The organism is Streptomyces sp. NPDC008092 (assembly GCF_042957285.1).
In the GTDB taxonomy this organism is placed as follows: domain Bacteria; phylum Actinomycetota; class Actinomycetes; order Streptomycetales; family Streptomycetaceae; genus Streptomyces.
Map to the genome: position 1 here is coordinate 294,458 of NZ_JBIBHY010000007.1, position 20,712 is coordinate 315,169.

Annotated in this window: 15 protein-coding genes and 1 tRNA gene; 11 read left to right on the forward strand and 5 right to left on the reverse strand. The window is 72.3% G+C overall.

Features of this window, described 5'->3' with window-relative positions; genetic code table 11:
• Complete coding sequence (locus tag ACFZB3_RS24390) at window positions 1-3,045, reverse strand: SpoIIE family protein phosphatase (protein ID WP_391378386.1); 3,045 nt, start codon at window positions 3,043-3,045, stop codon at window positions 1-3.
• Between the two features lie 128 nt (window positions 3,046-3,173).
• Entirely contained in the window at window positions 3,174-4,208 is a 1,035-nt protein-coding gene (locus ACFZB3_RS24395) for a cyclase family protein (RefSeq protein WP_391378388.1), read from the reverse strand.
• A gap of 321 nt (window positions 4,209-4,529) precedes the next feature.
• Here ACFZB3_RS24395 and ACFZB3_RS24400 point away from each other — a divergent pair, with 321 nt between their 5' ends.
• Complete coding sequence (locus ACFZB3_RS24400; RefSeq protein ID WP_391378390.1) at window positions 4,530-5,780, forward strand: SpoIIE family protein phosphatase; 1,251 nt, start codon at window positions 4,530-4,532, stop codon at window positions 5,778-5,780.
• Window positions 5,781-5,838: 58 nt separating this feature from the next.
• Here ACFZB3_RS24400 and ACFZB3_RS24405 read toward each other — a convergent pair whose 3' ends face one another.
• Window positions 5,839-6,417, reverse strand: coding sequence for a TetR family transcriptional regulator (locus ACFZB3_RS24405; protein WP_391378392.1), 579 nt, complete (start codon window positions 6,415-6,417; stop codon window positions 5,839-5,841).
• A gap of 234 nt (window positions 6,418-6,651) precedes the next feature.
• Between ACFZB3_RS24405 and ACFZB3_RS24410 the strand changes: the two genes are divergently transcribed.
• Together ACFZB3_RS24410 and ACFZB3_RS24415 are read left to right on the forward strand one after the other, a co-directional pair.
• The gene (locus ACFZB3_RS24410) at window positions 6,652-8,079 is read left to right on the forward strand and encodes an MFS transporter (RefSeq protein ID WP_391378394.1); all 1,428 of its coding nucleotides are present in this window, start codon (window positions 6,652-6,654) and stop codon (window positions 8,077-8,079) included.
• A gap of 45 nt (window positions 8,080-8,124) precedes the next feature.
• Window positions 8,125-8,198 (forward strand) — tRNA-Pro (locus ACFZB3_RS24415).
• Between the two features lie 125 nt (window positions 8,199-8,323).
• Here ACFZB3_RS24415 and ACFZB3_RS24420 read toward each other — a convergent pair.
• Together ACFZB3_RS24420 and ACFZB3_RS24425 are read right to left on the reverse strand one after the other, a co-directional pair.
• Window positions 8,324-9,493, reverse strand: coding sequence for an MBL fold metallo-hydrolase (locus ACFZB3_RS24420; protein WP_391378396.1), 1,170 nt, complete (start codon window positions 9,491-9,493; stop codon window positions 8,324-8,326).
• A 231-nt stretch (window positions 9,494-9,724) separates the two neighbouring features.
• Window positions 9,725-10,462: a TetR/AcrR family transcriptional regulator C-terminal domain-containing protein gene (locus ACFZB3_RS24425; protein ID WP_391378398.1), complete on the reverse strand. Its 738-nt coding sequence runs from the start codon at window positions 10,460-10,462 to the stop codon at window positions 9,725-9,727.
• 217 nt (window positions 10,463-10,679) lie between these two features.
• On the opposite strand from ACFZB3_RS24425, the gene ACFZB3_RS24430 reads away from it, so the two are divergent.
• From ACFZB3_RS24430 to ACFZB3_RS24465, 8 genes are all read left to right on the forward strand, one after another.
• Window positions 10,680-12,029: an aminomethyl transferase family protein gene (locus tag ACFZB3_RS24430; protein WP_391378400.1), complete on the forward strand. Its 1,350-nt coding sequence runs from the start codon at window positions 10,680-10,682 to the stop codon at window positions 12,027-12,029.
• A gap of 188 nt (window positions 12,030-12,217) precedes the next feature.
• Window positions 12,218-13,165, forward strand: a complete 948-nt coding sequence (gene folP / locus ACFZB3_RS24435; RefSeq protein ID WP_391378402.1) for a dihydropteroate synthase — start codon at window positions 12,218-12,220, stop codon at window positions 13,163-13,165.
• A gap of 156 nt (window positions 13,166-13,321) precedes the next feature.
• Window positions 13,322-14,665 carry an aminomethyl transferase family protein gene (locus ACFZB3_RS24440; RefSeq protein ID WP_391378404.1) on the forward strand — a complete coding sequence of 448 codons (1,344 nt, stop codon included), beginning with the start codon at window positions 13,322-13,324 and terminating at the stop codon, window positions 14,663-14,665.
• A 31-nt stretch (window positions 14,666-14,696) separates the two neighbouring features.
• A complete protein-coding gene (locus ACFZB3_RS24445; protein WP_391378406.1) occupies window positions 14,697-15,569 on the forward strand; it encodes a methylenetetrahydrofolate reductase in 873 nt (290 codons plus the stop codon).
• Window positions 15,566-16,471: a formyltetrahydrofolate deformylase gene (purU, locus tag ACFZB3_RS24450; protein ID WP_391378408.1), complete on the forward strand. Its 906-nt coding sequence runs from the start codon at window positions 15,566-15,568 to the stop codon at window positions 16,469-16,471. Before ACFZB3_RS24445 ends, purU begins: the two co-directional genes overlap by 4 nt.
• 217 nt (window positions 16,472-16,688) lie before the next feature.
• Window positions 16,689-17,552: a tetrahydrofolate dehydrogenase/cyclohydrolase catalytic domain-containing protein gene (locus tag ACFZB3_RS24455; RefSeq protein ID WP_391378410.1), complete on the forward strand. Its 864-nt coding sequence runs from the start codon at window positions 16,689-16,691 to the stop codon at window positions 17,550-17,552.
• A 407-nt stretch (window positions 17,553-17,959) separates the two neighbouring features.
• Window positions 17,960-18,886 carry a substrate-binding domain-containing protein gene (locus tag ACFZB3_RS24460; RefSeq protein ID WP_391378412.1) on the forward strand — a complete coding sequence of 309 codons (927 nt, stop codon included), beginning with the start codon at window positions 17,960-17,962 and terminating at the stop codon, window positions 18,884-18,886.
• A gap of 369 nt (window positions 18,887-19,255) precedes the next feature.
• A complete protein-coding gene (locus tag ACFZB3_RS24465) occupies window positions 19,256-20,617 on the forward strand; it encodes an aminomethyl transferase family protein (RefSeq protein WP_391378415.1) in 1,362 nt (453 codons plus the stop codon).
• Window positions 20,618-20,712 lie beyond the last annotated feature (95 nt).

A 20,712-nucleotide genomic window follows, 5' to 3' on the forward strand; every position in this document is an offset into this window, starting at 1 on the left:
TCAGGCGGCGTCGAGTCCGCACTCGGCCCAGATGACCTTGCCCTGCCGGATGTAGCGGGTGCCCCAGCTCCGCGACAGCTGGGCCACCAGGAACAGACCGCGGCCGCCCTCGTCGGTGGTGGCCGCCCGGCGCAGGTGCGGGGCGGTGTTGCTGCCGTCGGAGACCTCGCAGATCAGGGTCCGGCCGTGCAGCAGACGTACCCGGACGGGGGCGGAGCCGTGGCGGATGGCGTTGGTGACCAGTTCGCTCAGCACCAGCTCCGCGGCGAACCCGGCCTCCTCGACTCCCCAGTCCGCCAGCCGGCGCAGCGCCGAGGAGCGGACCTCGCTGACGAGGGAGGGGTCGGCGGGCAGGTCCCAGGTGGCGATCAGATGGGGGGCCAGCGCGTGGGTACGGGCGACGAGCAGGGCGATGTCGTCATGGGGATGGTCCGGGGCCACCGTGTCCAGCAGCGTCTCGCAGATCTCCTCGGGGGTCCGGTCCGGGCGGGCGAGGGCGTCGCGCAACCGGTCGAGGACCAGGTCCACGTCGCGGTTGCGGCTGTCGATGAGCCCGTCGGTGTAGAGGACCAGCCGGCTGTCCTCGGGGAGGTCGATCTCGGCGGCCTCGAAGGGCAGGCCGCCGAGGCCCAGCGGGGGCCCGGCGGGCAGGTCCGGGAAGGAGACCGTGCCGTCGGGGTGGACGAGCGCGGGCGGCGGGTGCCCGGCGCGGGCCATGGTGCACTGCTGCGTGGTCGGGTCGTAGACGGCGTACAGGCAGGTCGCGCCGAAGATGCCCGTCTCGCCCGCGGCGGGGGCCTCCCGGTCGAGGCGCCCCACCAGGTTGTCGAGGTGGGTGAGGACCTCGTCCGGGGGGAAGTCGAGTTCGGCGAAGCTGCGGGCGGCGGTGCGCAGCCGTCCCATGGTGGCGGCCGAGAACATGCCGTGGCCGACGACGTCACCGACCAGGAGGCCGACCCGGGTGCCGGAGAGGGGGATGACGTCGTACCAGTCGCCGCCCACGTCCGACTCCGCGGGCAGGTAGCGGTGCGCCACCTCGACGGCGTCCTGCTCCGGCAGCCCCTGCGGGAGCAGGCTGCGCTGCAGGGTCAGGACCATGGTGCGCTCCCGCGTGTAGCGCCGGGCGTTGTCGATGGACAGGGCGGCGCGGGCGGCGAGTTCCTGGACCAGCGAGCGGTCGTCGTCGTCGAAGGGTGCGGGGTGGCGTCCGCGGTAGAACGCGGCCACGCCGAGGACGACCCCGCGGGCCACCAGGGGGACGGCGATGAGCGAGTGGACGTGCGCCAGCATCGCCTCGGTGCGCGGCGGGTCGTGGTCGAGCCAGCCCATGGCGGCCCTCAGGTCCGGTTCCAGCACGGCCTGCCCGTCGGCGAGGCAGCGCAGGTGCGGAGTGGCCGGGCCGTAGTCGACGCGCTTGCCGACCGGGTGGAACGGGCAGTCGTCGGTGATGCCGTGGACCACCGTGCGGTACAGGTCGGAGAACGGATCGGCGGCCTCGCCGCCCCGCAGGACGGCCTCGGGCAGGTCGATCGTGACGTAGTCGGCCAGCCGTGGCACCGCCGTCTCGGCGAGTTCCTCGGCGGTACGCCGCACGTCCAGGGTGGTCCCGATGCGCGTACTGGCGTCGGTCAGCAGCTCCAGGCGGCGACGGGCGGCCAGGGCGTACCGCCCCACATGCGGCTCTCCCACCAGCACGAGCCCTCTGGCCGGGGGCTCCGGCGGGGGCGGCGAGCCTCGACTGTCTGCGGCGGCGCCGGGGCCCGCCCCGGTTCCTGCCTCGAATCCTCCCTCGGTTCCGGCTTCGGATCGGGCTTCGGATCCTGCCTTGGTTCCGGCTTCGGGTCCGAGACCGCCCGTCGCGCCGCCCGAGCCGTCCGCCGGCATCTCGGCACCGCGCGACTCGGCCCGGAGGGGCACGAGGCCGGGCACGGAGCTGGGTGTCACGGTGCCGGGGACGGTGCCGGGTGCCGCGGTGACGGGAACGGCCGCGGCCGGCGGGACGGCGAAAACGGCGGACGTCGCGCGGACGGCGGCGCCGGGCACGGCCGGGGCCACAGGCGCGGCGGGGGCGTGCGCGAGGTCGGTGGGGACGCGGGCGGGGCGCCGCGGCTCCTCGGTCGGCCACGGGACGAGGAGGGGCTCGTGCGGTGCGGGGCCGGGCAGGACGACCTCGGTGACGAACCCCTGCACGCCGGTCGCGGTCGTCATCGGACGGCTGACCAGGGTGACCCGCCGGCCGTCGGAAAGGGTCACGTGGACGGCGGCTCGCTGCGCCCAGGAGATCAGTTCGACGGCCTTCTCCATGAGGATCGCGCGGTCGCCGGGGCGCATCCCGAGGGCCGGCTCGCCGACCCCGAGGCGTTGGTGCGGCCCGGCGGCGGTCTCGGCGCCGGTGTCCAGGTACGCCCGCAGCAGGGCCCGCTCGCGTTCGGAACTCTGTCCGAGCAGCCGCCTCTCGATGGCGTGGGCGGCCCGGCGTATCACGGTGGCCAGTGCCGGGTCCTCCGCGCTGCGCGGGTAGCCGAGGCACAGGACACCCTCGATGCGGCCGCTGATCGGGTCGCGGACCGGAAGCGCCCGGCAGGCGTTGCCCTGCGCGCGCTCGGCGAAGTGCTCGGCGCCGTAGACCTGGACGAGCTGCCGCTCCGCGAGGGCGAGCCCGATCCCGTTGGTGCCGGCGTACCGCTCGGCGAACACGAAGCCGGGGACGCGCTGGAACGCCGGGAGGCTGTTGGCCAGCGACGTCTCTCCGAAACGGCGCAGCAGGACGGTCCCGTTCGCGTCCGCGACGGAGATGTTCATCCTGGTGCCGGCGAACCAGGACTGCAGCCGGTCGACCACCGGCACGGCCGCACGGATGATCCGGGCATCACGCTCGAAGTCGTCCCGGAAGGGGAGCCCGGGCTGGTCGGGGGAGAGCCCCAGAGCCCGGCAGCGCTGCCACGAGTGCGAGATGGGACTGCGTACGCCGGCCCCGACCGCCTCGCCCTGCAGAAAACGCTCACGTGAGCGGGCGGGCCCTTTGCCGTCTGTCGCACGCCCCATCGCTGCCGCTCTCCCGCCGCCCCGAACCACGCTTCGCCTCACTCACGCCCGCAGAGTCCGTTCAGCTCCAACAACTTTTACTACAACAATAGGATATACGTGAGGTTACGGACATTGCGCACTCGGCGTCACAGGACGGCGACCGGGTTGACCGGTGAGCCCGTCCCGCCCGGGATGTTCAGCGGGGCCACCACCAGCAGGAACTCGTACCGTCCTGCCCGACCCGTCGCGGCCGACAGCGCCTCCAGGTCGAGGTTGTCCAGCAGCGGCACCCCCATCGAGGCCACGACGAGGGCGTGGACGGGCGAGTGCACGCCGTCCACGGGGGAGGGCCGTACGTCGCTGTCGCCGTCACCCCCGAGCAGCGCGATGCCGCGCTCGGCCAGCAGCGGTACGGCGTCCACGTGGAGCCCCGCGCCGGCCGTGCCCGGGTCCCAGGCGCCGAGTTCCGCACGACGGCGGTGCTGCCCGGAGCGCAGGAGCACCGCGTCGCCCTCGCCGATCCGCACGTCGAGGGCCCGCTCCGCGGCGATGACGTCCTGCGCGTGCACCGCCAGCCCCGGCTCCAGCCAGCGGACCCCCAGGACGGCGGGAAGGTCGAGGAGCACGCCCCGGGTGACGAGCGGGCCGAGCGCCGACACCGCGCCGAAACGGGCGCCCGCCGCGCCGACGACGTCCCGCGCCGTCCGGCCGTCGTACAGCTGCCCCCGGTAGGAGACGTGGCACAGGGCGTCGAGATGGGTGACGGCCTTGCCGTGGTAGTCGGCGCCGATGAAGTCCTTGTGGATGGCGGGCTCGGGGCTCTCCACGTCACCGAGATCGGTCATGTGGTGCAGGGCGGGCCGGGGGTTGTCGGGGCCGGGCACGGTGTTCCAGGGCAGCGCCAGCGGTACGACCAGGCCGGACCGCACCGCCGCCGTGGCCCGTCGTACCTGCTCCGCGGTCACCCGGTTCCAGGCGCCGCGGTCGGCCGGGGTCCAGCGGCCCCAGGTGCGGACCGCCTCGAAGAGCGCGTCGAAATCCCGGCGGGAGACGGCGGGCCCGTTCCGGGAGTCGGCGGGACCGGCGTGCGGGCCGGTGGGACCGGGTTGCGGGCCAGTGGAACCGGGTTGCGGGCCGGTGGGACCGTGTTCCGGGCCGTCCGCGGGGTTCGCGTCGCTCATCCGTGCTCACCGCTTTCCGCGTCGGCAGACGGCCCCGGCGGCGGGGCGGGGGCGGGGGCGGAGACGGCGCTCGGTGGTCGTACGCCGCCCTGTATGGGCCCGGTGCCCGGTGACCGCACGCCGCCACGCGGCCCCGGTGACCCGTCCGCGGGCCCGCCGGCCAGGATTTCCAGCCTGGCACGCCCCGGCCTGCCCCGCCCCGTCGCGCCGGCCGGGCGGGCGGGGTCGGCCAGCCGGTACGCGAGGCCGCCGGGCGGGCAGAGCTGCAGGACGGACCGTAGATTGAGGACGGAGCCGTTGAGGCGGGAAGGAGCGTCAGCGGTGGCATCCCGGGTTGATCACACGGCGCTGTTCGCCGCGACGCCGAGCCCGTACCTGGTGCTCGGTCCGGATCTGGTCATCGTGGATGTGAACCGGGCCTACCTGGCGGCCACCGGACGCACCCGGGAGGACCTCCTCGGGCGGCACATCTTCGTCGCGTTCCCGGACAACCCCGCCGACCCGGACGCCGACGGCGTCAAGAACCTCGGTGCCTCCCTGCACCGGGTCCTCGCCACCGGCCGGTCCGACACCATGGCGCTGCAGAAGTACGACATCCCGGTCATGGGCCGGCCCGGGGTCTTCGAGGAGCGCTGGTGGTCCCCGGTGAACACCCCCGTGCTCGGCGCGGCCGGGCAGGTGGACTACATCATCCACCGGGTGGAGGACGTCACCTCGTTCGTCAAGGAGTACCGGGCCACGCACCCCGACGGCGTCCGGGCGGCGGAGCGTCCGCAGGAGACGCAGGCCCTGGAGGCGGAGCTGTACGCACGGGCGCGGGAGCTGCAACGGCTGAACGAGGAACTGCGGCAGGCCCACACCCGCGAACGCGAGGTCGCCGTCATCCTCCAGGAGGCCATGCTGCACGTCCCCGACCTGGCCCACCACCGCGACATCGCGGTGCGCTACCTGCCCGCGACCGGCTCCCTCAACGTGTGCGGCGACTGGTACGACGTCGTCGACATCGCGCCCGACCGGCTGGCCGTCGCGGTCGGCGACGTCATCGGCCACGGCCTGGAGGCGGCGGCCGTCATGGGCATGCTCCGCAGCGCGCTGTCCGCCGCGATCCGGGCCCTGGAGCGCCCCGCCCAGGCGCTGGAGGTACTCGGTCTGTACGCCAGGTCCGTCGAGGGGGCGCTGGGCACCACCGCCGTCAAGGCCGTCGTCGACATGCGCAGCCGTCTGATCACCTACAGCAGTGCGGGCCACCCGCCGCCGATGCTCATCCACCCCGACGGCAGCTGCGAACTGCTGGACCAGGCGACCGACCCGCCGCTCGGCGCCCGCCCGCAGCACGTCCCGCGCCCGCAGGCGAGCCTGCCGTACAAGCCGGGGGACACCCTCGTCCTGTACACCGACGGCCTGATCGAGCGGCGGGACCAGGACATCGACGTCGGTCTGGATCAACTGGCCGAAGTCCTCGGTGAGTTCGTCCACCTGGGTACCGAGGAGCTGGCCGACACCGTGCTGGACCGCCTGGGCGTATCCGGCGGCGGCCGGGACGACGTCGCGCTCATCGTCGTACGCCTCTGAGCCGTGGGGCGGCGTACGGCTCTGAGCCGCGGGGCTCCAGCGGGGGACCCGGCGCCCGCTAGCGGCCGGCGCGGACCCCGTCCAGGGCGATGCCGAGGACGCGGTCGCGCTGGGCGTCGTCCTCGAACGCCGTCGCCGTGATGCCGGAGACCATCCGGAGCAGGTCGCCGATCTCCATGTCGGTGCGGACCACGCCCGCCTTCTGGGCCCGCTCCAGCAGCGGCCCGCCGGCCGCGTACATCGAGTCGCGGCAGGCCTGGAAGATCTCCGACTCGTCGTTCAGGGCCTCGCGCACCGCCCGCTTGGTGACCATGTAGCCGGTGAAGCGGTCCAGCCACGCGGTGAGGGCCTCCCACGGCTCCAGCTCGGCGAGGTCCACGGCGGCCCGGCACAGCGCGTTGACCTCGTCCGCGTAGACGCTCTCGAAGAGGTCGCGGCGGGTCGGGAAGTTCCGGTAGAGGGTGCCGATCCCGACCCCCGCGCGGCGGGCGACGTCCTCCAGGGAGACGTCGGCGCCGCGCTCGGCGAACGCCTCGCGGGCGGCTGTGACCAGTGCGTCGTAGTTGCGGGCCGCGTCCTTACGGTGCGGTCTGCGGGACGCGACGATCTCGCTGACGGGGAACGGGCTGTCCGTCACTGCTGCCTCCCGCGTGACAGGGGTAAACCGGAGGGTTTCCTCGACTTCGGTTGAAGCGGAGGGTTGCCTCCAGTAGAGTGGAGGGGTACCTCCACTTTAGCAGTGCGGAGCGGTACCGCCATGGCCGGACGCGGCCGGTTGTCCCCCGCCCGCACGCTCACGGACGTCACCCTCACGCTTTGCTCTTTTCCCTTCCCTTCCCTTCCCTCCGTTCCGATCTCGGAGAGGCCCTTCATGCCCCGGAAGTCCACCCGCCTCACCTTCGCGGTCCTCGCGACCGGTGCCGGCGTGTTCTCCATGCTCCAGTCGCTGGTCGCACCGGCCCTGCCGACCGTCCAGCACGCCCTGCACACCTCCCAGTCCACCGCGACCTGGGTGATGACGGCCTATCTGCTGTCCGCCTCGGTCTTCACCCCGATACTCGGCCGGGTCGGCGACCTGGTCGGCAAGAAGCGCACCCTCGTCGCCGTCCTGCTGGCCGTCCTGGCCGGCTGCCTGGTCGCGGCCCTCGCGCCGAACATCGGCGTCCTGATCATCGCCCGGGTCGTCCAGGGCATCGGCGGTGCCCTGTTCCCGCTCTCCTTCGGCATCATCCGCGACGAGTTCACCGCGGCCGAGGTCAGCGGCAGCATCAGCAACCTGTCCGCGGTGATCGCGGCCGGCGGCGGCGTGGGCATCGTGGCCGCGGGACCGATCGTCTCGGCCCTCGACTACCGCTGGCTGTTCTGGATCCCGGTCGGCGTGGTCGCGGCGACCGTCCTGATCGCCGCCCGCTACGTTCCCGAGTCGCCCAAGCGGGCCGAGGGCAGCGTCAGCTGGCTCGGCGCCGGGCTGCTCTCCGCCTGGCTGGTGGCGCTGCTGCTGCCGCTGAGCCAGGCCGGGCAGTGGGGCTGGGCCTCGGCCAAGGTGCTCGGCCTGTTCGGTACGGCCGTCGTCCTGTTCACCGTCTGGCTGCTCACGGAGTCCCGCTCCGCCACCCCGCTCATCGACCTGCGCGTGATGCGGCTGCCCGCCGTCTGGACCACCAACACGGCCGCCCTTCTCTTCGGCGCCGGCATGTACGCGATCTGGTCCTTCCTGCCCGGCTTCGTCCAGACCCCCGCCGCGGCCGGCTACGGCTTCGGCGCCACCGTCACCGAGTCCGGCCTGCTCATGCTGCCGATGCTCATCGCCATGTTCGTCTCGGGCGTCATCGGCGGCCGCCTGGAACCCCGCGTCGGCGCCAAGGCGCAGCTCACCGCGGGAGCCGCGCTCGGCGCGCTGGCCTGCGGCTTCCTCACCCTCTGGCACGACGAGCAGTGGCAGATCGGCGTCGTCGCGGGACTGTTCGGCCTCGGCATCGGCCTGGCCTTCGCCTCCATGGCCAACCTCATCGTCGGCAGCGTGCCGCCCGAGCAGACCGGCGCCGCGACCGGCATGAACGCCAACATCCGCACCATCGGCGGCTCCATCGGCGCCGCGCTCACCAGCGTCCTGGTCACCGGACGCCTCCAGCCCTCCGGACTGCCGTACGCCTCCGGCTACACCCACGCCTGGGCCCTGCTCGCGCTCTTCTGCCTGACCGCGGCCGGCGCCGCCCTCCTCGTCCCGGTCCGCCGGGCGGGCCGTGTCACCGACCCGGTCACGGAGCGGCCGGCGGCAGCACCCGTACGCGTGCGGTAGTGTTGACCTGCGTGATCACGCGGTACGCACCGCGTGACTCCGCAGCGGGACGTGGCGCAGCTTGGTAGCGCACTTGACTGGGGGTCAAGGGGTCGCAGGTTCAAATCCTGTCGTCCCGACTTTACGGAGTCAGAGTTCAGGGCCGGTTTCGGAGGTGTCCGAGACCGGCCCCTGCTCGTTCCTGGGGAGGGATGGGGACCGGCGTCCCTGACCGGGTCCGGCGGGACCTGCGTCACCGCACACCTCATCCGCCGGACAACACCTGACCCCGACGCGCCCGTTCCCGGCCGATCGGGACGTGCAGCAGGTCTGTCCCCAGGACCACGCGGCCGCCGTAGCCGGCGCGGTGGGCGCTGCCGTGCAGCAGGCGTCGCCAGGTCGCGTCGGACACGGTGGCCGGGTCTCCCGGGCCGAGGTGGGTGGCGACCAGGGCGCCGACGCCGGACTCGGCGGCGATCCGGCCGAGTTCGGCCACATCGGTGTGTGTGGCCAGGATGTGGTCGATGAGGGACTGCGGCAGCCCCAGAGCGGCGAGGCCGGCGGGGTAGAGGGCCTCGTGGACCAGTACGTCCGCTCCCCGGGCCAGTGTGATGACGTTGGGGGTGAGCGCGGTGTCGCCGGAGAAGACGACGCTGCCGTGGTCGGTGTCGAAGCGGTAGGCGTAGGCGGGGAACACCGCGCCGTGCGGCACGAGGACCGCGGTGACCTTGACGTCGTCGTTCTCCATGACGGTGAACGGCCGCATGGCGGGAGCGGTGTTCGTGGCCGAGGCGCCCGCCGCGGACGGCGGCAGGACGTCACGGACGTCCAACAGGGTGGCCGGGTCGATGCCGATGTGCTCGGTCATGAAGAAGGTGGGAGCGGCGGCGTACGCCTGACCGGCCAGCCGCGTCATCTCCACGGTGCCCGGCACGGGACCGGGGGCGCCGGCCACCGTGGACGGGATTCCGGCGGGGCCCGGGCCGTACACGGACACGGGTGTCCGGAAACCCTGCGCGCCCGACGCCCCGGCGGCCAGCAGGGGAAAGGCGTAGTAGTCGACGATGTGGTCGGCGTGCAGGTGGGTGAGGAAGATCCCGGTCAGCGAGGGCATGGACAGTCCCGCGCGCAGGTACTGGCTCACCGCTCCGCGGCCGCAGTCGACGACATACGTCCTCCCGTTGACGACAAGGGCCGACGCGATGCCGTACCGGTCCGCGAGGGGCGGTGGTCCGCTGTTGGTGCCGAGCAGCACGAGCGACAGGGGAGCGGCGGAGGCGGAGGCGGCTGCGGCGGGTGCCGCGGTGAGCAGCGGGGCGGCGGCGACGGCCGAGGCGGCCACCGCGCCCAGCAGCGTTCTGCGGGACGCGTGCCGCGTCTCGTCCGGTGGCGAGTCGCTTGCCAGGTCCTGGTTCGGCCGGTGGTTCTGGCACATGGCGGGCGGCTCCTCCGTGCTGTGCTGGGCTGGGCAGGTCGCGGTGGGGCGGCCGGAGGAGGACACGCGGGACCCGACCCACCTGTCGTCCTGGCGCGGCACGCGGCGACCGCGATCTCTGGACGGGATGCTGGTCCGATTCGAGCCGGTGGGGGAGAGCGCGTACCGCAACCTAAGGTGACGACCGGTCTCCTTGTGTTCGAGCCGTCCACGCTCCGGGCGCCCGCGCCCTCACGTCCGGACTGTCGGGAGGGGCACCTCGGTGTCGCCTTCGATCGTGCCGGTGCCGGTGCCGGTGCCGGTGCCGGGGCGGGTGCGGGGGCGGGTGCGTGGGCCCGGGTCCGTGTCGCCGGTGGCGGGTGCCGTGGCCGTGCCGTGCAGGAACACACGTACCGCGACGGCGATGCTCTCCCGGACCTCCGCGTCGTCCGGTCTGTGCGGGGAGTTGGTCAGCAGGCGCATCTGGGCGTCGCCCAGCATCGCCTGGTAGAGCTGCGCCGCGGCACGGACGGGGGCGGTGGCGAGCTCGATCTCGCCCGCGTCGTGCGCCTGCCGCAGGTACGTGGCCAGCACGCCCTGGCCGGCCGACGGGCCGTGCTCGAAGAAGGCCCGGCCCACCTCCGGCATGCGTTCCGCCTCCGAGGTGACCAGCCGGTGCAGGGCGATGGCCTCGGGCGTGAGGACCAGGGCGGCGAAGTGTCCGCCCAGGGCCGTCAGGGTCTCGGCGAGGTCGGTGCCGGGGGGAGTGAAGGTGTGCACCGGCTTCGACCACTCGTCGCACAGGGCTTCCACCGAGGCCTGGAACAGCTCGGCCTTGTCCGCGAAGTGCCGGTAGAGCGTTGCCTTGGAGCCGCCCACCTTCGTCAGGACGTCCTCCATCGTGACGCCTGAGTAGCCCTTGGCGATGAACAGCTCGCCGGCTGCGCGCAGGATCAGGTTGCGGCGGTCCTCGGATCTCGTTCTCGGCACATTCGTCATCGTAGGTGCCGTCTCCGGACTCCCTTGCCCCGCTCGCCTTCTGGCCACCTCTTACCTCTCGACCCTCTTGACGAGACATAACAGTACTGTACGGTACAGTTTCATTATCGATCGGGGCCGTCTCCTGATTCGCATTCCCCTCTCCCGCTCACCGGCGTGGCATCCGCAACCGCATCCGCGACCGCACGGGCACGACATGGAGGAAGCAATGGCACAACTCGATGACCAGATACGTGAGTCCGGCGGTCCGCTGGCGCTGCTGCGCGGTGGCCGTTCCGGGGCCTATCCGTTCCCGATCCGCGCCGAGTTCACCAACTGGCGCGACGAGCAGGAGAGCTGGCGCAACAGTGCGGCGCTGATGGACCTCTCCCACCACATGACCGACCTCACCGTGGAGGGCCCCGACTGCTACCGCCTGCTGGCCGCGCTCGGCGCGAACAGCTTCGAGGGCTTCGGCCCCATGCAGGCCAAGCAGTTCATCGCGGTCAACCACGACGGCTACCAGATCGGCGACTGCATCCTGTTCTGCCTCGCCGACCACGTGGTCCGGCTCGTCGGCCGGCCGCCGGCCCTCAACTGGGTCCAGTTCCACGGCGAGACCGGCGGCTACGACGTCACCCTGCGCCGCGACGAGCGCACCGCGCAGAACCCGGACGGCCGCGAGTTCTACCGCCTCCAGCTCCAGGGCCCGCACGCCGCCCGCATCTTCGAGGAGGTCAACGGCGGCCCGATGCCCGACATCCCCTTCTTCACCATGGGCCGCTTCCGCATCGGCAAGCACGAGACCACCGCCCTCAACCACCGCATGAGCGGCTTCCCGGGCCTGGAGTTCTTCGGCCCCTACGCCGACCTCGACGGCATCCGCGACACGATCCTGGAGGCGGGGGAGCCCTACGGGATCCGCCAGGTCGGCGGCCGGGCCTACGCCTCCGTGGCCACCGAGTCGGGCTGGATCGCCTCCACCGTGCCCGCGGTCTACTCGGGCGAGAGCATGCGGCCGTTCCGCGAGTGGCTCGGCGCGCGCTCCTTCGAGGCGAACCTCTCCACCGGTGGCAGCTACACCCCGGACAAGGTGGAGGACTACTACGTCACCCCGTACGACCTGGGCTACGGCCACATCCTCAAGTTCGACCACGACTTCGTCGGCCGCGAGGCCCTGGAGCGGATGCGCGGGCGCAAGCACCGCAAGAAGGTGTGGCTGTCCTGGCACCGTGACGACGTCGCCCGCATCTTCGCCGGCATGTACGAGCAGGGCGACCGGCGGTTCAAGTACATCGAGATGCCCGCCGCGTTCTACTCGGCCTCGCACTTCGACCGCATCGAGAGCGTCGACGGCAAGCTGATCGGCCTGTCCACGCTGTGCAGTTACTCGTCCAACGTCCGCGGCTGGATCTCCGTCTGCATGATCGACGCGGACGAGATCGGCTACGGCCGTGAGGTCAACGTCGTGTGGGGCGAACCGGACGGCGGCTCCGCCAACCCGACGGTCGAGCGGCACTCCCAGACCACGATCCGCGCCACCATCTCCCGCAGGCCCTTCGCGAGTGACAGGCGCTGACCTGCCGGTAAGGCCGTGAGCTCGTGACGCCGTAGGTCTCCGCAAGCACGTGACGACTTCTGACGACTTCAGGGCTAGAACGATTAAGCAGCCTCCTGTAGCATCGGCGACCTAATCGATTTAGCTCTCCTGTTCCTCTCCCGTGGTGGTCGAACGCGGGACCAAGGGGGTTGCCGCTGATGTCAACCATGGAACGAATCACCCCGCTCGGACGGTCCGGAAGGGCGGCCGAGGTGAAGGGGCTGCCCGGTCCGGGCCGCTGTCTGGTCATGGGCATCCTCAACGTCACGCCGGACTCCTTCTCCGACGGCGGCCGGTACGCGGACAGCCGGCGCGCGATCGACCGGGGGCTGGAACTCGCCGCCCAGGGCGCGGACATCGTGGACGTGGGCGGCGAGTCCACCCGGCCCGGAGCGCGGCCCGTGGGTCTGGACGAGGAACTGGCCCGGACCGTGCCGGTGGTGCGGGAACTCGCCCGCGCCGGCGTCCGTACGAGCGTCGACACCATGCACGCCCCCGTCGCCAGGGCCGCCGTCGAGGCCGGGGCGTGCCTGGTCAACGACGTCAGCGGTGGCCTGGCCGACCCGGCCATGGCGCGCACCGTAGCCGCGGCCGGCGTGCCGTACGTCGCCATGCACTGGCGGGCGCCGAGCCGGGACATGGACCGCCACGCGGACTACCGCGACGTCGTCTCCGAGGTCACCGCCGAACTCGCCCGGCGGCTCCGGCGGCTGGCGGAACAGGGACTCGACCCGGACCGCGTCGTCCTCGATCCCGGCCTCGGCTTCGCCAAGCGTCCCGAGCACGACTGGGCGCTGCTGGCCGGGCTGGGGTCGCTGCGCCGGCTCGGGCGTCCCGTGCTCGTCGGCGCATCGAGAAAGAGGTTCATCGGCGCCGCTCTCGCGAGCGGGGGTGCCGGTGAAGTGCCGCCTGTGGAACGGGACATGGCCACGGCCGTCGTGTCCGGGCTGGCCGCCGTGGCGGGCGCGTACTGCGTACGGGTCCACGACGTCCGCGCGGGCCTCGACGCGGTGCGCGTGGCGTCCGCCTACCTGGACCACTACGCGCGCCATGAACGCACCCCCGGCCCGGTGCGCGAGGGCGCGGTCGGGACGGGGGCCGTGCCGCACGCGTAGCGCCCCGGCACAGCCTCGCGGGAATCCGCCCCGGTACCCGCTGCGGGCGGCGTCGCCGCGCAGGGCCGACCGGTCCGTGGCTCACTAGATCGATTTAGTAATCGCGGGACAGATCACCAGCGGCAACCACCGCCGCAAGCAACCAAGGAGCCGCACATGGCAATCCCCTCCCTCCAGGACGGCATCGACAAGGCCGGATCCCCCGTCGAGCTGCTGTGGCAGCCGGACGCCGAACCGTGGACCCCCGAGGTCGTGGCCCGCGAGTACTCCGGCTGGCGTCAGGAGCAGGCCGCCTGGCACGAGGGCGTGGCCCTCCTCAATCTCTCGCACCACATGTACGACATGTGGATAGAAGGCCCGGACGCCACCCGGGTGCTGGCCGAGCACGGCGTCAACAACTTCGAGAAGTTCGCGATCGGCCAGGCCAAGCAGTACGTGCCGGTGACCCGCGACGGACTCATCGTCACCGACGGCATCCTCGCCCGGCATGCCGAGAACAGGTACCTGCTCAGCGGTATCCCCGCGGCCCAGCACTGGGTGCAGTACCACGCGGAGAAGGGCGGCTACGACGTCGCCTTCGAGACCGACGCGTCCTCCGCCTTCCGCCCGGGCGGCGGCGACCCGAAGCTTTTCCGCTACCAGATCCAGGGCCCGCTGGCGATGGAGCTGATCGAGAAGGTCTTCGGCGGTCCGTTGCCGGAGACGAAGTTCTTCCACGCCACCCCCGTCACCCTCGGCGGCCGCCCCTTCGAGGCCCTGCGCCACGGCATGGCAGGACAGGCCGGTTACGAGTTCATCGGCCCGTGGGAGCACGCGGCCCACGTCCACGAGGCGTTCCTCAAGGCGGGCGAGCCGCTGGGCCTGGTCCAGGTCGGCGCGCTGGCGTACGCCACGCCGAGTGTGGAGAGCGGCTGGATCCCCTCGCCGGTGCCGGGCATCTACACCGATGCCGGCCTCGCGGAGTACCGTGCCTGGCTGCCGCTGTTCGGCATCGAGGGCAAGCGCCCCCTCAACGGCAGCTACTTCTCGCGGGACATCGAGGACTACTACGTCTCCCCGTACGAGCTCGGCTACGGCAAACTCATCCACTTCAGCCATGACTTCGTGGGCCGGGACGCCCTGTTGAAGGCGAAGGACGGCCCGCTGCGCAGCAAGGTCACCCTCGTCCTCGACCCGGACGACGTACGTACCGTCCTGGGCGGCGGTGAGGACCCCGGCTTCGTGCTCTCCTACGCGCGCCACCGGGTGGAGACGGACGCGGGCCTGGCCGGCGTGACCATGCAGAGCGCGTCGATCGACCCGGTCGGGACCGTGCTGACGCAGACCCTCGTCGACGCCGAGCACGCCGTACCGGGCACCCGGGTCGAGGTGGTCTGGGGCGAGCACCCCGGCGCCGGCACCGACCCCGAGGCCGACCTGGGCTTCCCCCGGATCCGGGCCACCGTCCAGCCCTCCCCGTTCGACGAGCACGCGCGGACCCTCTACCGCCGCGACCGCTGACGACGGCCGTACGACGAGCGAGGCGAGAGAGATGAATCCCGTGAGCACGGTACGCACGGCGGCCGACACGTCGCTGCTCGACGACTTCTCCCTGGAGATGACGGGGAAGGACGTCCCGAAACTGGAGGAGGCCCGCGACACCATTCCGGAGGGCACCCGGATCAACGTCACCTTCCTCGGCAACGAGGACCTGGAGCTGCGGCTGGCGGCCGCCCGCGCGGTCAAGCGGCTCGGCTTCGTGCCCGTACCGCACATATCCGCCCGCCGCCTCGGATCGCGCGACGACTTCGAGCGGTTCCTGGCGGGACTCAGGGCCGACGGCACCTCGGACAGCGTGTTCCTCGTCGGCGGCGACCCCGCCGTCCCCGAGGGGCCCTACGCCGACTCCCTCTCCCTGATCGACACGGGTCTGCTGCAGGAGTACGGCGTCCAGGACGTCGGCATCACCGGCTACCCGGAGGGTCACCCGGCCATCGACGCCGGCGTGCTCTGGTCCGCGCTGCGGGACAAGCACACCGCGCTCGCCGCCCAGCCCCTTGAGGGCGGCATCATCACCCAGTTCGGTTTCGACGTCGAGCCGGTGCTGGCCTGGGTGGAAGAGGTACGGAGCCGGGGCGTCGCGCTGCCGATCAGGATCGGGGTGCCCGGACCGGCGGGCATCAAGCGGCTGATGACGTACGCCTCCCGCTTCGGCGTCGGGACCAGCGCGTCCGTGGTGAAGAAGTACGGGTTCTCGATCACCAACCTCATGGGCACGGCGGGCCCCGACCGCTTCCTGCGTGCTCTCGACGCGGCCCACGACCCGCACCGGCACGGCGAGTTGAAGATCCACTTCTATACGTTCGGCGGGCTCAGGGCCACTTCCGAGTGGGCCGCCCGGTTCCGGAAGGACAGTGCGGCATGACCCTCACACAGGACGCCCCGGCCCGCGCCACCACGAGCGGGGCCGCCGCCCAGCAGGCCGCGCTGATCGTGCAGGGCGCCGACGCCACCGGCATCGTCGCCGCCGTGGCGTCGGTCCTCAGTGGGCACGGCGCGAACATCGTCTCCCTCGACCAGTACTCCGACAATCCGCAGGGCGGTGCCTTCTTCCAGCGCACCGTCTTCGGCCTGGACGGCCTGCGGGCCGCGCTGCCCGGCCTGCGGGCAGACCTGGACGAACGGCTGGTGAACGGCTTCGGACTGACGTACACGCTCCGCGACCTCGCCGTGCCCAAGCGGGTCGCGATCTTCGCCTCGAAGTCCGACCACTGCCTCCTCGACCTGCTCTGGCGGCACCGCCAGGGACAACTCCCCGTCACCGTGGCCATGGTGATCTCCAACCACCCCGATGTGGCGGAGGAGGTGCGGTCGTTCGGCATCCCCTTCTTCCATGTGCCGTGCCAGGGCGCGGACAAGTCGGCGGCGGAGGCCGAACACCTGCGGCTGCTCCAGGGCAATGTCGACTTCGTCGTCCTGGCCCGCTACATGCAGATCGTCTCCGGCGACTTCATCGAGCGGGTCGGGGTGCCGATCATCAACATCCACCACTCCTTCCTGCCCGCGTTCATCGGCGCGGGACCGTACGCCAAGGCCAAGAGCCGCGGGGTGAAACTGGTGGGGGCCACCGCCCACTACGTCACCGAGGACCTCGACGAGGGCCCGATCATCGAACAGGACGTCGTCCGCGTCACCCACGCCCACACCGCCGCCGACCTCACCCGCCGGGGCGCCGACGTGGAACGGGCGGTGCTGTCACGGGCGGTGCTGTGGCACGCCGAGGACCGGGTCGTCCGCGACGGCAACCACACCATCGTCTTCGCCTGATGAGACGGAACAACAGCTCGCGGCACAACTACCGCCCGGTGCCGGGACAGGCGGTCCTGTCGTGCGCCGCTCCCTGTGACCTGGCCGGCCACCTGCGCAGACCGGCGGCCGGCCGGGTCACGGCGCCGTACAGACGCGGTCACACCGACCGCACGCAGCGCCACACCCCTCTCGCCCGGGCGAATCGTTCCTCACGAACAGAAAGCGGTTCGCCACCATGACAACCACGATCGACGGCAGCGGGATCGCCCGGCGCATCCGGGCCGAGGTCGCCGAGGAGGTCGCCGCGGCGGCCGGTCCGGGGCCGGTCCCCGGGCTCGCGACCGTCCTCGTCGGCGACGACCCGGCCAGCGCGGTGTACGTCGCCGCGAAACGGCGTGCCGTCAGGGAGGTCGGCATGCGCGACTTCCATCGCCATCTGCCCGCACACGCCACCCACGACCACGTGGCCACCGTCATCGACGAACTGGCCGCCGCTCCGGAGGTCTCCGGCATCCTCCTCCAACTCCCGCTCCCCGCGCACCTGGACGCGGCTCCGCTGATCGACCGAATCCCCGTCACCAAGGACGTCGACGGTCTCACCACCGCCAGCCTCGGGCGCCTTGCCCGGGGGGAGCGCGGACTGCGCCCCTGCACCCCCAGCGGCGTCATCGAACTCCTCGACACCGAGGGAATCGCCCTCCAGGGTGCCCGGGTCGCGGTCGTCGGCTGGGGCGAACTCGTCGGCAGACCCCTGACCCAGCTGCTGCTGCGGCGCGGGGCGACCGTGTCCGTCGCCCACGAGCACACCACCGACCTCGCGGCCGTCACCCGGCCCGCCGACATCGTGGTGGTCGCCACCGGTGTCCGCGGACTGGTCGGCCCCGAACACGTCCGGCCCGGCGCCGTCGTCGTCGACGTCGGCATCCACCGCACACCCTCCGGCCTGACCGGCGACGTCCGCTCCGCCGAACTCGACGGCATCGCCGGCCGCATCACTCCCGTCCCCGGCGGGGTGGGCCCCATGACCATCGCGATGCTGCTGGTCAACACGCTGCGCGCCGCCCGGTGGGGCGCGGAACGCGCGACCGTCGCGGCGTGAGCGTCCCACCGGGCGTGCGATGGCGGAGGCGTGCGGCGGCTGCGGCGCCGTCGTGGCCGGGGTCGCTCCCCACGCCGGGCTCCGCCATCGCGGGAGGTGATCCCGTCGGGGCGGAGCCGGACACCGACGGAGCCCCACCCCCCTGTGGGCGCTCTCCAGGGCACCGGAGCTGTGCCATGCCTCTCGGGCGCCGACCGACCCGGTCGGAGCACGGCAGGTCGGCCGGTCGGGCGGTCGGCCGGTCGGGCGCACTGCGGTCCGGAAACAGCACTGAAACGATCTAGCGGCGTAGAGTGGCGCGCCAGACGCTTAATCGTTCTAGAGCCCGGACGCGTTCTTTCGCCGAAGCAGCCGGCCGAAGAGGTCGACCGGGGACAGCTCGGTCGACCGAGAGGGAGAGTGCCGGCATGGGCCGTTCGGGCCGGGTGACGCTGACCGACGTGGCGAAGGCGTCCGGGGTGTCGCGGGCGACCGTGAGCTTCGTGCTGAACGACGACCCCCGGCAGACGATCTCCACCGCCACCCGGGAGCGGGTCATGGAGGCCGCCCGGGACCTGGGCTACGTGCCGCACGGCATCGCCCGCGCCCTGCGCGAGGGGTCCTCGCGCATCGTCGTGCTCAACGTCGACCGGGGCATGGAGGGCAACTTCTCCCGCAGCTACGTCCGGGGCCTGGACGAGGAACTGGCCGAACACGACCACATCCTCCTGGTCCGGCACGGCCACGCGATCCCGGAGGCCACGCAGAAGGTCCTGGACACCATCGCGCCGCGCGCGGTGCTGCGGCTCGGCGAGGCCTACATGCGGGGACACGAGCCCGTCGAGGAGGACTGGGAGAGCGGGTTCGCCTTCAACGCGGCCCTGCAGATCGGCTACCTCGCCGAACGCGGTCACACCCGGATCGCGATGGCCCTGCCCGACCACGACTTCCCGCTGACCGAGGCCCGGCTCGGATTCGCCCAGGAGGCCGCCCGGCGGCTCGGGCTGCCGCCCCTGGAGCGCTTCGTCGTGCCGCGGCCCCGGGAGGCCGGCGCGATCGCCGTCCGGTCGTTCCTCGCGGTCCACTCCGACGTGACCGCCCTGGCCGCCTTCGACGACGACATCGCGCTGCGGGCGCTGACCGCCCTGCGCGACCTCGACCTGCGGGTGCCCGAGCACGTGGCCGTGATCGGCTTCGACGAGATCGAGTACGGCGCCCTGTCCACGCCCGCCCTCACCACCGTCCACATCGACGCCGAGATCCTGGGACGGATCGCCGCCCGCAACGCCCTGGGCATCGACGCCGGGGGGCTGGCACCCGTGCCGGGCCGGATCGTGGTCCGCGGGTCCGTGTAATCAGGTGGCGGCGTGACCGGCCTTGCCGTGATGGTGCTCGCCGTGACCGCCGTGCCGAGGCCCCCGAAACGATCTGCGTCACCACCGTCCCCCGTGGCCGCGATCATCTGCTAGCGTGCGACTTAAACGATCTAGTTGCACGATCCGGCCGCTCGGCCCGATCGCGCGCTTCGGGCGCTTCCTCGCAACCGGACGGCCGGACGACCGGACAGACCCCTTCACGACTTCACGACGCAGCAGCTCCGGATGTTCCGCTTCTCGCCGAGGCGGTGGCGCCCGGCACCCGCCCTCTCGCGCGCCACGCCCGTAGCGCGCCCGTGCCGTACCCGGAGCAGCCGAGAGCCCATGAGCACGAGCAGGAGGATCACCGTGGACACTGCCGAGACCCGACGCGCCACCTACGAAGCGGTCCTGCGACTGAAGGACGCCCCCTTCGTCGCCCAGCGGCCGGCGTACTTCAGCCCGGCCGCCGCAGCCCAGGACGAGAGCAACGCCCTCGGCTCGTACGGCCACTTCGCCCAGACCCTGCTGCCCCTCGAATACACCGACTGGGTCGAGGAGTGCGGCGCGCACGTCACCTCCTGCTATCTCGGCGACTGGTCCAGCCTCCACAAGGTCGTGGTCCGCGGGAGGCAGGCGCTGGACTTCCTCGCCTGGCTCGGCATGAGGGACCTGTCCCGCTTCGAGAAGGGGCAGATCAAGCACCACGTCCAGCTCGACGAGCACGGCCGGGTGGCGTCGGAGGGAATCCTGTGCCGTCTGGCCGAGGAGGAGTTCCTCTACACGGCCGGCAGCGGCGACTGGCTGCTGTGGCAGCTGAGCCAGGGGAGTTGGGACGCGGAGGCCGAGGACGTCAGCCCCGGGCGCTTCATCTTCGGCGTCCAGGGCCCGGCCTCCCTGGACACGCTGGAGAAGCTGACGGGGGAGAGCCTGCGCGACATAGCCTTCAGCCGCAGCCGGACGGCCGCCGTCGCCGGAGTCCCGGTACAGGTGCTGCGGACGGGCATCTCGGGCGAACTCGGCTACGAACTCCACGGACCCGCCGGGCACGCCGACGCGATCTGGTCGGCCACCGTCGCCGCCGGAGGGCAGTTCGGGCTCCGCCAACTGGGCCTGCGCTCCCAGCCGGTGCAGCACATCGAGGCGGGCATCGCCACGAACGGCCTGGACTACCTTCCTGCCTCGATACTCACGCCCGGCGCACCGCGTCAGTTCCGCAGGGGAAGGCCCGGCGGCAGCTTCGTACCGGACAACGGCATCACGGACTACTTCCGCAAGCCCGCCGAACTCGGCTGGGGCTTTCGCAAGGGCGTCCCCGACCGTGACTTCCTGGGCCGTGCCGCCCTGGCCGCCGACGCCGCCCGCGGGGAGCCGCAGCGGACACTCATGGGCCTGCGCTGGAACACCGAGGACGTCGCCGCCGTCCTCGCCTCGCCGCTCGGTGCCGGGGACCTTCCCGACCCGATGGAAGTCCCGCGCGGCCGCGGCCCGGTCTTCGACCAGGTCCTCGCCGCCGGCCGCCGCGTGGGCGTCTCCACCGGCAGGACGCTCAGCGTGAACCTGCGGTCGACCATCTCCCTCGCCGTGCTCGACCAGACCCATGCGGCCCCCGGCACGGACGTGGTGGTGCTGTGGGGAAGGCCGGGGACCGCACAGCGGGAGATCAGGGCGACGGTGACCGCGCTTCCCTTCAAGCCGGACAGGCGGCGGACGGACGTCTCGGCGCTGTAGGAGGCCGTGACCGGCTGTCGTGCTTCCGACCGTGGCGTGTGCGCCGCGATTTCACCATGGCAGCCCGTTGCGGGAGAGCAGCAGCTCGTCGGGCG